The organism is Streptomyces sp. NPDC059037 (assembly GCF_042740015.1).
Lineage (GTDB): Bacteria > Actinomycetota > Actinomycetes > Streptomycetales > Streptomycetaceae > Streptomyces.
Window position 1 is genome coordinate 1 of record NZ_JBHYIG010000333.1, and the last position, 10,004, is coordinate 10,004.

Below are 10,004 nucleotides of genomic sequence, written 5' to 3' on the forward strand. Positions count from 1 at the left end.
GGACGGGTCGCTCCCGCTGACCCCGCTGCGCGTGATCACGATCCTGGGCATCGGGACGGCCCAGGTCGCTCTGGTCTGTGTATGGCGACTGGTGACGATGGTGCGACGCGGAACCGTGTTCTCCCACGCCGCCTTCCGGTACGTGGACGTCATCATCGGCGCGATCGTCGCGGCTGCTCTCGTGTGGTTCGCGGTCACGGCCCTGAATGCGCCCGGCCAGCGGGACGACCCGGGCGTCACCCTCATCATGGGCGGGATCGGCCTGGCCATCCTGGGAGTCGCGCTCATCGTGCTCGTGCTGCGGATGCTGCTCGCCCAGGCAGTCGCCCGCGACGTCGAAGCGGCGCGGATGCAGGCCGAGTTGGACGAGGTGATCTGATGCCGATCGCCGTCGACATCGACGTGATGCTGGCCAGGCGGAAGATGTCCGTGGGCGAACTCGCGGACCGCGTGGGGATCACGCCCGCCAACCTGGCGGTACTCAAGAACGGCCGCGCCAAGGCGGTGCGCTTCGCGACGCTCGCCGCGCTCTGCGAGGTGCTCGAGTGCCAGCCGGGCGACCTGCTTCGCTGGGAGGCCGAGGAAATCGTGGGCGATTGAGCCGTGCCTGCCGACGGGAGCTTGGCAGTCCCCGCAGAGAATGCCCGAAGGGGCAGCACCCCCGCACAGGGTGTACGAGCCGACCTCCTGACCTGGGAAGTCGGCTCGTTCCCTGCCCCCGAGGGCACTTTGAGGGCACTCAGTTGAGAGCCGCCTCCATCATGTCGGCGGTCTCGTCGACGTCCGCCTCCCAGAGATGGGTGTAGACGTTGAGCGTGATCGACGGCTTGGCGTGACCGAGTCGTTTCTGAACCTTCTTCGGTGTCGCCCCGTTCTTGATGAGCACCGACGCGTAGAAGTGCCGCAGGTCGTGAAGCGTCGTGTCCTCCGGGACGCGCACCTTGCTGCCGGACTTCTCCAAGTAGGCGTTCGCCCGCTTGATGTTGCGCGCCCAGACCCTTGTCCAGCTACTGCGCCTGATGGCGCCCCCTTGCTCGTTGGTGTAGAGGAGACGGGCGTGACGCCACACAGGCTTACGCGGGTTCGTCCGGTCCTCGATGCTCACGACCTGCGGTGGGAATCGCTCCCGGTGCCGCGCGATCTCGTCGACCACGGAACGCCCTTGGGGAACCGATCTGTAGCTCTGCTTGGTCTTCGGTTCTCCGAGGTACGGCACTCCCTTGTCAGGGCCGATTAGCTGCTGTTTCACCGTGACGGTGTCAGCCGGCTCCCCGTCCTCCAGGCCGAACAGCTCCCCTTGTCGAAGTCCCGTGGCGGCGGCCTGCTTCACCAGTGCCCGGTAGCGCGGCGACGCCGTGACGATCAGCGCCTTGGCGGCATCCGGGTGGAGCGGGTGAATCTCCGGATAGAAGATCTCGGGAGGCTTCAGGCCTTCCCAGGGGTACTTCGGGATGATGCCTTCCTGGTGAGCCATCTTCAGGATGCTCGTGCAGACATTCCAGGGCGTGGCAAAGCTCGACGGGGCGATGACCGCGGACCGATCTTTGATCCACTTCTGGCCGTCTGCCCGTTGGATGCTGCCGATCTGCCGGTTGCCGAACGTCGGGTAGATGTGCAGCCGTAGGGCCCGTTCGACGTTCGTCTCGGTCCGCTCACGGTGTACAGCCGTCTCCCGCCAGCGCTCAGCAACAGCCTTGAACTTCTGCTTGCCAAGCTCCCGGTTCACGAACGTGCCGCTGTCGAGGTCAGTCTTCACCTTGGCGGCCCGGGAATCCGCGGCCGTCCTCTTCTCGAAGTTCTCCTTGCACTGCTTGCCGGACAGATCCCGGTAGCGCACCTGCCAGCGCTTCCCGACTCCGTGCTCTGTGCTCGGGTACACGGTCGCAGTCTTGGTGCTGTGCGCTTCGCACGGTTCGGCGTCGGCCGGCGGCCGGGACAGGTGCCAGCGGTCGTACACGTCAGCCATCAGTTCCCCTCCCCGCAGAGCAAGCCGCGTCGGCCTTGAAGTGGCGTGCTTTGGGGTGGGGTTCGTTGCCGTCGCGGGGCGTGCTGCGCATCGGCTCCGATCTCTTCAGTGTCGTACTTGTCGAGCGCTGCGGCGTCGTAGAGAACGCGTCGGCCGCGCCTGATGAAACACTGTGGGCCGGTTCCGGCGTAGCGCCAGTAGCGGACGGTCGCGGGTGACGTCCGGTAGCGCTCGGCGACTTCCGCAGTCGTCAGGTACTTCTTCATGACGTCTCTCCTGTGGCGAGTGATCAGTCGCGCAGTCGCCGCGTAGGGCGCTTCCTGAGCGAGTGCCGCCGCACAAACCGCAGAATCCGCAGAAACAGAGCGGATGGCCGCTGAACTGCGGCGATGCGTTGTGCGGGGGTTGGCAGGGGCGTCCCGCGAAAATCCGCGATATTCCGCAAAAATCCCGGGCGCAGCCCGGACGGCGCAGGCCGGTGAGCCTGGTCCCGGTTTTTGCGGAATATTGCGGGATTGTGCGGCGGGGCCTCGCGGCGGGCAGTGCAAGACCCCGCCGCAGGTCAGCGGGCATGCCGAGGGTTTTTGCGGATTTTGCGGTTTGTGCGGACGGGGTTGTGCGGCTGGGGGTGGTCACGTGTCGGCCTGCCGCAGGGTGGGGTGGAGGCGGTAGCGGGGTGCGGGGGGTCGTCCGCGGGCTCCGGTGCGCTGGGGTTGGTAGCTGCGGAGGTAGCCGTGCTCTTCGAGCAGCGTGGTTGCCGGTTCGAGATCGGCGACGTTGGGGAACTCGCTGCGGGACAGCTTGGTGAACAGGTCCCGGCGGCTGACGTCCTCCCAGTCGCCCGTCCGCAGTGCTTCGAGTACGGCGCGGGCGCGCCCGACGGTGGGGTCGGCGCCCATGACGTCGAAGACGGCGAGTGCGTGGGCGGTGAAGTACTCCCCCAGCGTGATCGCGTCGCGCATGGTGGTCTCGGTGACCGGCGTGGTGTGGCCGGTGCCCAGGTGCTCGGCCAAGTGCAGGAGCGCGGCCATCCGGGCGACCGCCCCGGCGACCTTTCCGGCCCAGTTGGCGATGTGTCCCAACGCCCCGCCCCGGGCAGCGAGCTGGGGCTCTACCCGCTGCTGGTAGGTGATCAGGGCTTGGTCCGCCTCGGGGCTGAGCTGAATGACGGCCGGGTCGGTCCACTCCGCCAGGGACAGCGTGAGCGCGATGATGTTGCGCTCGTAGGTGGCAACCGCCTCGGCCGGGATGGGCTCGGTGATGACCTCCCGCTCGCCCACCAGGGAGGTGGGCAGCGAGTACAGGAAGCGGGCCAACAGGCCGCGTCCGTCGAATCCTTTGACCTTGGCGATGTCGCGCAGCACGTCGGGCTGCACGGCCAGGCCGATGGTGAGCGCGGGGTGGTCGATGTACTCGCGGCGGGACTGCCGGTTCACCCGCAGCCGGTCTCCGGCATGGCCCTTGAGAAAGACCTCCATGTTCGGGGCTCCGGAGTAGCGTCCGGCGATGATGTCGAAGATGCCGCCCTCGGCCGACATGACGGCGAGGCGCCCGCCCTGCTCGGCGATGAGCGAGGTGACCGTCTCGGAGGTGGAATCGTCGGCCAGGAGCAGCGGTTCGACGGGCACGGATACCGCTTCGGCGGTCTGCGTCAATCCGATGGCCTCGGCTACCAGTTCCTCTCGCTTGCTGCCCTCGGCGTTGACGGCCTTGGCCGCGGCCTTGTCGGCCGCCTCTTTCGCCAGGCGCGCGGTCAGGGCCGCTTCGACGATGGCGGGGGCCATGGCGGTCTTGAGCTGCTTCTCCGCCTCGTACAGTGGGTCGGTCAGCAGGGAGAAGACGGCGGACTTGCGGTTGGCCGGCGGGAGCGCGCACACCACGAACAGGTTGGTGGGCTCGCGCCAGTTGCCCCGCACATGGACGACCGCGCGGCCGCCGGACGCGGTGGCCAGTACCGACAGGGCAATGGAGCCCGCCAGGTCGATGGGCGTCTGGGTCTCCTGCGCGACCGCCGTCACGAACTGCCCCAACCAGGCGGGGAAGACGTGGGCGGGGAAGGCGGGAAGCTCACGCCGACCGGTGAGCGGGATGGGTTCTTCCCATGCGGGCTCGGTGGGCTGCGGTTGGTCGGCTGTGTCCAGTCCGGCCCACAGGTCGGGGTCCACAGGCTGTGCGCTCATGTTGTCCTCCCCTCCTGCGGGTCAGGGCGAAGTGCTGAAAGGACGCCTTCGGCGACGCCCTTCGGGGCGCCCACGGCCGTCGGCGGCGGGCCATGTCGGGCGGTGTGGGGGTGTGTGGTCATGCCGCCCCCTGCGGGGCGAGGCCCAGGCCGTTGGCGACCGCACGGCGCGCATAGGGCTCGGGAACGCCGACCGCGACGGCGGCAGCCGTGATCTCCTCGCCGATGGCCTCCAGGTCGCACGGGCCCGGGCACTGGGTGTGCTGCTTGGCGAGGAAGCGGGCGACTTGGAAGGCCTGTGATCCGGCGCCGGATTGGGTGTGCTCGGCCACCAGGGCGAGGCCGCGTTCCAGGCCGGTGCGTACGTAGCGTTCGGTGTGGCGGCAGCCTGTGGCCACGGACCGTTCCCAGGCGGCCTGGGGGTGGGGAGAAGAGGCCACCGCACCCGGGGGCGGGGTGGCCTCTTCTCGTACGGCCAGGGCGCGCACGGCGTCGGGCAGAGGTGCCATGCGGCCGGTGCCTGGGCCGAGCCAGCGGGCGTAGGCCATGCGGGACTTGATGTCCACGCCGGGCCGTACCCCGTGTGCGGAGGGCATCGTGCCCACATAGATCCAGTGCTGACCGCGTGTCGTGGGCACGGTGCGGGTTGGCGGCAGATGGGCGTGGGCCCAGGTGATGGCGTCGGCGTGGTCGAGGTCGACGACGGTGAGGCGGATGCCGGCGGGATGGTAGGCGACGGCAGTGGCCTGCCTCCACGCGGTTGCCCAGGCTGTTGAGGTGAGCGCGGATGGATCCGTGGTCGCGGCGGCCCATGCGTGGCAGGGGCGCGGGCAGGTGCAGGGACCGGCCTGCTTCATGTTCGGTCGGCCGCCGCACACGTTCTTGGCGCAGGCCGGGCAGTTACCGAAGGGGGCCTTGCCCACGCGCAGCGGCAGCACGGGCACGCCTCTGGACGCGAGCGCCAGCGCGGTGGCCAGGGGCCCGGTCGGCTGCGGCCTGAGAGGCTCTCGCCCAAGCGGGGAGGGATCGGTCATGCTGGAGGTCTCCTGTTTCTGTCGAAGGGACGGAGAACCGAGGCGGTCGCGGTCTTTTGGCGAGAGGGCGACCGCCTCGGGCGTACCTACAGGTCGTTGTCGGGTGCGCTCGCCGTGGCGAGCTCGGGGCGCCATGTGGCGAGGTAGTACATCTCCAGGACCTCGGCCAGGAGTTCGTCGGTCTCGCCGGTGGTGTCGTCGGGGTCGGTGACCAGAACACGCGGCGGGCAGCTCAGGCGGGCCAGGACATTCAGCCGGTAGGCGGGCGCGTCGTCGGGGTCGGTGTCCGAGCGCAGCGTCCAGCTCTGTCCGGCCTCGGCCAGCACCAGCGGGTCGCCGTGCAGCACACGCCGGACCGTGAGCGCGTAGGCGACAGGTTCGGGCAGAAGATCGTTGCGGGTCAGCTCCCGCGCCCGGTCGCGGATGAACGCGCGGGCAGCCTCGGGGCCGAGGATGAGATCGAGCGGGGTGGAGTACGTCATGAGTGGGACTCCTCTGCGATGTCGGTGCGGATGACGGCGAAGGTGTCGGTGATGGCGTCGTAGTGGACGTGGACCGGGCCGGGAGCGCTCGCGCGCGCCTCGGTGGCCCGGTGGGCGGCGACCAGCGAGGCGCGCGGGTTCCCGGCGGGGTAGGCGGCCAGGCGGACCGGGTGGTGTCCGGTGCAGTCGCGACAGGTCATGGCACAGCTCCTCGGGCCCGGTTACAGGTCGGTGAGGGTGTCGGTGGGGATCTCGTAGACGTCGATGACGTCGTCGACGTTGGACCAGAAGCCGGGGGTGTAGTGGATGTACGCAACGTGCAGCGCGGTCCCGACCCGGTCGGTGGTGGCGTACACGTGGACGGCGTCCACGGTGGTCGGAGGCTGCCTGCGGGAGCTGCGGATGCTGGTGGTGGCCTGGTAGGTGGTCATCCTGCGTCCACCGGTGGGCCGGTTGTCGATGAGCGGGTACCAGGTCGCGCGGCGCGGAGTGGTGGGGCGTGCCATGGCGGGTCTCCTTCGCTGGTCGGTCAGGCCGTGTGATCGGGGTTGCTGGCGTTGGTGTCGTAGCCGAGCGGGGCAAGCGCGTTGTGTGCGCGTTCGAGGTGTTCGGCGAGGGTCTGGGCGATGAGGGTGCAGGAGGCGAGGGCGGATCGGGCCTCGCCGATGTGGTCGTCTGCTGTGCCGTGATCGGCGGTGACGGCGCCGGTCTGGGTGAGGTCGGCGAGGAAGCCGGAGATCTGGTCGAAGCTCTGCGGCAGGCGGTACACGAGACGGTGGAGCGGTGCGACGATCTGGTACGCGTCGCTGGGGTAGGTCAGCTCACTGTTGGACTTCTGGGTGGCGTGGTTGAGGTTGCGGACGGCTTCAGCGGCTCGGTCCGCGAGGTCTGCGGGGCTGGTGTGGCTCATGAGGCTTCCTCCTGGGGAAGGTTCGCGGCGGGTTGAGCGGTACGCGTGCGGCGGTGCTGGTGAAGGTCGACGACAGCGGCCAAGGGCCCGGCCATCTCGCCGTGCTCGGGAGCGGGCAGCGGGTCTCCGGGCGGCCTCGGTCCGCCCGCCGGCGTGGCCGCCAGGGCGGCGGCGCACGCGAGGTCACGGCGGCGGGCGAGGGCGTGGCCGGTGAGGGTCACCGCGCCGAACACCGCGCCCGGGGCGGTCAGGACCGCGAGCGCGATCACGTCGGGGTTCACGGGGTCTCCTGCCGTACGGCGTCCAGGAGTTGGGGCAGGCTGCCGTCCAGGGCGGCGAGGCGCTGCTCGATGGCCTGCCATGAGTCGGCGTCGATGCTCATGAGCGCACTGATGGCGGTGGGGACATCGCCGCGGGCGTGCGCTGTGAGCGCCTCTCGCAGCTCGCCCGCGGCCATCAGCGTCGGGTGCTGAGGCATGGCGGATCTCCTCTCACAGGTCGGGGATGGCGTTGATGACGGCGGCCGTGAGTTCGTTGACGGGTCCGGCCGCGCCGGTGGAGGCGAGGAAGAACCCGAACATCACGGCGATGAACGCGGAGCCGAAGCCAAGGGACTTGCCGCGCAGGAGGAAGAACAGGACCAGTCCGAAGAGCAGGACCAGGGAGACGGTGACGGCCATCGGGCTATCCCTTCGAGGCGAAGTCGGGCTTGGTCTTGGGGGTGGTGTCGCTGCCCTCGCGGTAGAGGCGCAGCCACACGTTGAACAGGTGCCGGCCGACGCGTATGCGCTTGCCGATGCCTTTGCAGCGGCGGCAGTTCTTGCCGCGCTTGGGGCGGCCCTTGCGGTCGGTCTTCATCGCGTAGCCGAAGCCACGGCACTTGCGGCAGTCGCCGAACGGGCTCCCCGCACACAGACTCGCGTAACAGAGGGTGATGATGAGTAGGCAGGCGCTAGCAAGGAGGATGAGGGTCATGGCAGGCCTTCCAGGCGGGATTTCCGGCGTTTGCGCAGGTCGGGCGCTAGGTGCGAGATCGCAGATGGGGGCCGGTTTGGGGTGCTAGTGGGGCTGCTAGACATAGCAGCGATGGCCGCTAGGTCTAGCAGCCCTCAAAGTCAGCTCCCGGACGGCCTTCCGTCACGCACAGTGATGGCTTTGGTGATGTCGGCGCGGGCGATGCCCCGGCGGGTGGTGCCCTTGCCCTTGTCGGTGCTGCCCCAGACGTCCTGCACGGCGACGCCGTGCGGCTTGAGGTTGGAGGTGACCGTCTCGCCCTTCCAGCCGCCGTAGACCTCCGGGCGCAGGCTGGCCAGGCGGGCGGCGACCTTCTCGTTCCACACCTTGTCCTCGTCGGCCGCGACGACCTTGAGGATGTCGGCCAGCAGATCAAAGGCGGCCTCGCCGCTCTCGGGTTGCTGGCCGATCGCGTGGCCGGTGACGTTGCCGTACTCCTCGCGCATCGTCCTCGCGCGGGCGACGACCTTCTCGGCTCCGAGCGCATCGACGAACGCGGAGGCGACGATGCGCGGGTCATCGCCCTCGCCCGCCATCCAGCAGATGCCCCGGTCGGATCGGGAGAACATCGTCGCCCGGTATCCGGCCTTGTACATCGAGGTGCCGAGCACCATGTCGTTGGCGGGCTGGCCCATGACCTTGAGGCAGAACCGCAGCACCGCGTTCGCGCTGATCCCAGTGGGCAGCGACTTGGCGTCGGGCCGCTGGGTGCCGAACAGGGTCACCATGCCCAGCGCGGGACCGCGTTTGCCCAGGTCGGTGGCGATCTCCTCGATCTCCGCCCCGTACTTCTCGTGCTCGAAGGGCACTTGGCACTCGTCGAACCCGGCGACGATCGGGTGCAGCCCCAACGACTTGTCGTTCGCCAGAGCCGGGGTGACCTTCGACTCCGGGCAGCGCGAGCGCGGCAGGGACTTGATGACCTTCGCCCGCCTGCGCAGCTCCGCCCGCAGCTCCCGCAGCGATTCCAGAACGTAGAGGATGTCCTCGTCCTCATCCCCGGCCCGGTAGCGGTGGCAGACCGGCTCCAGGGCACCGAAGTCGCCGGTGCCCTTGAAGTCGAACGCGTGCAGCTCGGCACGCGGGTCCAACGCCGCGATGAGCAGGAACAGCCGCATCAGGAACGTCTTGCCCATACGGGGGATGGAGCCGACGACCACCGAGGCGAACATCAGGGTCACCGACACGTCGCCCATGCGCTGGTCATTGCCGAACACAACCGGCTTGAACAGGTCCACGCTGCCGGACTTGAGCAGCGGCCAGGCGGGCTTGGTGGTCTCGTTCATGGGCTTGTCGCCCACCCACAGGACCAGCCGCCCCTCGTGCTCACTCGGGTCGGCCGAGGGCCACACGCAGCCCACCTTGCGCCGCAGCCCGGAGGCGAGCGGCCTGCGGGCCTCCATGATGTCTTCTGGGGTCACACCCCACGGGAGGTCCAGGTCAGCGCGGTAGCCGGGACCATCGCGGGTGATCTCGGAGGTGAAGCGCATCCCGTTCATGTCGCCGCCCTTCTTGATGGCGGCCGTCAGCTTCGGGTTGCCGAGATTGTCCAGGGCGCGCAGCACGATCGACCCGGTGAGCTTCTGAATCTCCGTCTTGAGCACCGCCGGACCGATCACCGGCTGATCCTTGGGAGCACCCCAGAACCCGGTGACCAGCACCGCAGCCGACGCCAGCACCGCGAGCCAGCCGGGCGCCATCACGTACATGGTCAGCGCGAACAGAGACCCGAAGACCAGGCCGACCGCCGTGACCAGCAGCCGCAGACGCACCCGGTGGTCGCGCTGGCGGGCCAGCATCAGGTATCCGGCGGTGTTCTCCTTGTAGACCTCGTAAGCCCGCAAGGGGGCGGCCTCGGCATCCCAGATCCACCGGTTGGTCTCGCGCACCAGATGGGCCGTGCCCCGCGGTGCATGCAGCCCCAGCTGCAGGGCGTACCAGGGGGTGCGGATGCCGTGGAAGGCAGCGGAGTAGAACGCGTTGCCCGCCGCGCGCTGTGTGGTGGAGACGAACCCCGGCTTGGAGGTCAGCCAACTGGGCAGGATCGGCCGGCGCTTGTAGGTGGTGATGCCCGGAGCAGGCAGGTCGGGTGAGTCGACCGGCCGCGGCCGGGGCGACTCGTCTTCGTCGTCGTCCTCGACCATCGGCGCGGCAGGAGCCGGGGGCTCGGCCGGTTCCGGGGCCGGGGAGGCGACGGGGGCGGGGCGCTTGGTGGTGATGTCGAAGACCTCAGCGTCGGGACGCTCAGGCGCTTCGCTCTGGCCGGTGACATGGACATCAGACACGGTGGGTTTGCTCCCTCTCGGTGAGTGGGGTTGGAAGGGGTCCGGACGGCGCTTTGGGAGGCGAGCCCTCCCGACCCCCCCGAGCGAATCCCTGGCCGTCAGGTGGGTTTTTGGGGTGTTCGGGCCCGGCCCCG

Annotated in this window: 14 protein-coding genes and 1 pseudogene; 2 read left to right on the top strand and 13 right to left on the bottom strand. The window is 69.2% G+C overall.

The genetic code is table 11. The features are described 5' to 3' along the window. Both ACFWY6_RS40265 and ACFWY6_RS40270 read left to right on the top strand, forming a co-directional pair. Positions 1 to 379 (top strand): DUF2975 domain-containing protein (locus ACFWY6_RS40265; protein ID WP_384701285.1); only part of this gene is annotated, 379 nt, incomplete at its 5' end. Next, positions 379 to 600: a helix-turn-helix domain-containing protein gene (locus ACFWY6_RS40270; RefSeq protein WP_384701288.1), complete on the top strand. Its 222-nt coding sequence runs from the start codon at positions 379 to 381 to the stop codon at positions 598 to 600. The genes ACFWY6_RS40265 and ACFWY6_RS40270, both read left to right, overlap by 1 nt. 139 nt (positions 601 to 739) lie before the next feature. On the opposite strand, the gene ACFWY6_RS40275 is transcribed toward ACFWY6_RS40270, so the two are convergent. The 13 genes and pseudogenes from ACFWY6_RS40275 to ACFWY6_RS40335 all read right to left on the bottom strand — a co-directional run bounded on the left by ACFWY6_RS40275 (position 740) and on the right by ACFWY6_RS40335 (position 9,729). Then, positions 740 to 1,966 carry a tyrosine-type recombinase/integrase gene (locus ACFWY6_RS40275; RefSeq protein WP_384701290.1) on the bottom strand — a complete coding sequence of 409 codons (1,227 nt, stop codon included), beginning with the start codon at positions 1,964 to 1,966 and terminating at the stop codon, positions 740 to 742. A gap of 110 nt (positions 1,967 to 2,076) precedes the next feature. Continuing rightward, positions 2,077 to 2,232: pseudogene (locus ACFWY6_RS40280) on the bottom strand (helix-turn-helix domain-containing protein); the annotation flags it as partial. A gap of 366 nt (positions 2,233 to 2,598) precedes the next feature. Beyond that, the gene (locus ACFWY6_RS40285) at positions 2,599 to 4,146 is read right to left on the bottom strand and encodes a YfjI family protein (protein WP_384701293.1); all 1,548 of its coding nucleotides are present in this window, start codon (positions 4,144 to 4,146) and stop codon (positions 2,599 to 2,601) included. Positions 4,147 to 4,264: 118 nt separating this feature from the next. Further along, the gene (locus tag ACFWY6_RS40290) at positions 4,265 to 5,179 is read right to left on the bottom strand and encodes a DNA primase (protein WP_384701295.1); all 915 of its coding nucleotides are present in this window, start codon (positions 5,177 to 5,179) and stop codon (positions 4,265 to 4,267) included. Between the two features lie 86 nt (positions 5,180 to 5,265). Then, a complete protein-coding gene (locus ACFWY6_RS40295) occupies positions 5,266 to 5,661 on the bottom strand; it encodes a hypothetical protein (RefSeq protein WP_384701298.1) in 396 nt (131 codons plus the stop codon). Beyond that, positions 5,658 to 5,861, bottom strand: coding sequence for a hypothetical protein (locus ACFWY6_RS40300; protein WP_384701300.1), 204 nt, complete (start codon positions 5,859 to 5,861; stop codon positions 5,658 to 5,660). Before ACFWY6_RS40300 ends, ACFWY6_RS40295 begins: the two co-directional genes overlap by 4 nt. A gap of 21 nt (positions 5,862 to 5,882) precedes the next feature. Then, positions 5,883 to 6,167, bottom strand: a complete 285-nt coding sequence (locus tag ACFWY6_RS40305; protein WP_384701303.1) for a hypothetical protein — start codon at positions 6,165 to 6,167, stop codon at positions 5,883 to 5,885. A gap of 23 nt (positions 6,168 to 6,190) precedes the next feature. Next, the gene (locus ACFWY6_RS40310; protein WP_384701306.1) at positions 6,191 to 6,571 is read right to left on the bottom strand and encodes a hypothetical protein; all 381 of its coding nucleotides are present in this window, start codon (positions 6,569 to 6,571) and stop codon (positions 6,191 to 6,193) included. After that, positions 6,568 to 6,852: a hypothetical protein gene (locus ACFWY6_RS40315; RefSeq protein WP_384701309.1), complete on the bottom strand. Its 285-nt coding sequence runs from the start codon at positions 6,850 to 6,852 to the stop codon at positions 6,568 to 6,570. The genes ACFWY6_RS40310 and ACFWY6_RS40315 overlap by 4 nt, the downstream gene beginning before the upstream one ends. Further along, positions 6,849 to 7,049 (bottom strand): hypothetical protein, encoded by a 201-nt coding sequence (locus ACFWY6_RS40320; RefSeq protein WP_384701312.1) that lies wholly within the window; start codon positions 7,047 to 7,049, stop codon positions 6,849 to 6,851. Before ACFWY6_RS40320 ends, ACFWY6_RS40315 begins: the two co-directional genes overlap by 4 nt. Positions 7,050 to 7,062: 13 nt before the next feature. Continuing rightward, complete coding sequence (locus ACFWY6_RS40325) at positions 7,063 to 7,251, bottom strand: hypothetical protein (RefSeq protein ID WP_384701315.1); 189 nt, start codon at positions 7,249 to 7,251, stop codon at positions 7,063 to 7,065. A 4-nt stretch (positions 7,252 to 7,255) separates the two neighbouring features. Beyond that, positions 7,256 to 7,429 (bottom strand): hypothetical protein, encoded by a 174-nt coding sequence (locus ACFWY6_RS40330; protein ID WP_384701317.1) that lies wholly within the window; start codon positions 7,427 to 7,429, stop codon positions 7,256 to 7,258. Positions 7,430 to 7,686: 257 nt separating this feature from the next. Then, the gene (locus ACFWY6_RS40335; protein WP_384701320.1) at positions 7,687 to 9,729 is read right to left on the bottom strand and encodes a cell division protein FtsK; all 2,043 of its coding nucleotides are present in this window, start codon (positions 9,727 to 9,729) and stop codon (positions 7,687 to 7,689) included. Between the last annotated feature and the right edge of the window lie 275 nt (positions 9,730 to 10,004).

Coding starts and splice junctions, on each gene's coding strand:
- ACFWY6_RS40270 (WP_384701288.1), top strand. CDS start 379: ATGCCGATCGCCGTCGACATCGACGTGATGCTGGCCAGGCGGAAGATG.
- ACFWY6_RS40275 (WP_384701290.1), bottom strand. CDS start 1,966: ATGGCTGACGTGTACGACCGCTGGCACCTGTCCCGGCCGCCGGCCGAC.
- ACFWY6_RS40285 (WP_384701293.1), bottom strand. CDS start 4,146: ATGAGCGCACAGCCTGTGGACCCCGACCTGTGGGCCGGACTGGACACA.
- ACFWY6_RS40290 (WP_384701295.1), bottom strand. CDS start 5,179: ATGACCGATCCCTCCCCGCTTGGGCGAGAGCCTCTCAGGCCGCAGCCG.
- ACFWY6_RS40295 (WP_384701298.1), bottom strand. CDS start 5,661: ATGACGTACTCCACCCCGCTCGATCTCATCCTCGGCCCCGAGGCTGCC.
- ACFWY6_RS40300 (WP_384701300.1), bottom strand. CDS start 5,861: ATGACCTGTCGCGACTGCACCGGACACCACCCGGTCCGCCTGGCCGCC.
- ACFWY6_RS40305 (WP_384701303.1), bottom strand. CDS start 6,167: ATGGCACGCCCCACCACTCCGCGCCGCGCGACCTGGTACCCGCTCATC.
- ACFWY6_RS40310 (WP_384701306.1), bottom strand. CDS start 6,571: ATGAGCCACACCAGCCCCGCAGACCTCGCGGACCGAGCCGCTGAAGCC.
- ACFWY6_RS40320 (WP_384701312.1), bottom strand. CDS start 7,049: ATGCCTCAGCACCCGACGCTGATGGCCGCGGGCGAGCTGCGAGAGGCG.
- ACFWY6_RS40325 (WP_384701315.1), bottom strand. CDS start 7,251: ATGGCCGTCACCGTCTCCCTGGTCCTGCTCTTCGGACTGGTCCTGTTC.
- ACFWY6_RS40330 (WP_384701317.1), bottom strand. CDS start 7,429: ATGAAGACCGACCGCAAGGGCCGCCCCAAGCGCGGCAAGAACTGCCGC.
- ACFWY6_RS40335 (WP_384701320.1), bottom strand. CDS start 9,729: ATGGTCGAGGACGACGACGAAGACGAGTCGCCCCGGCCGCGGCCGGTC.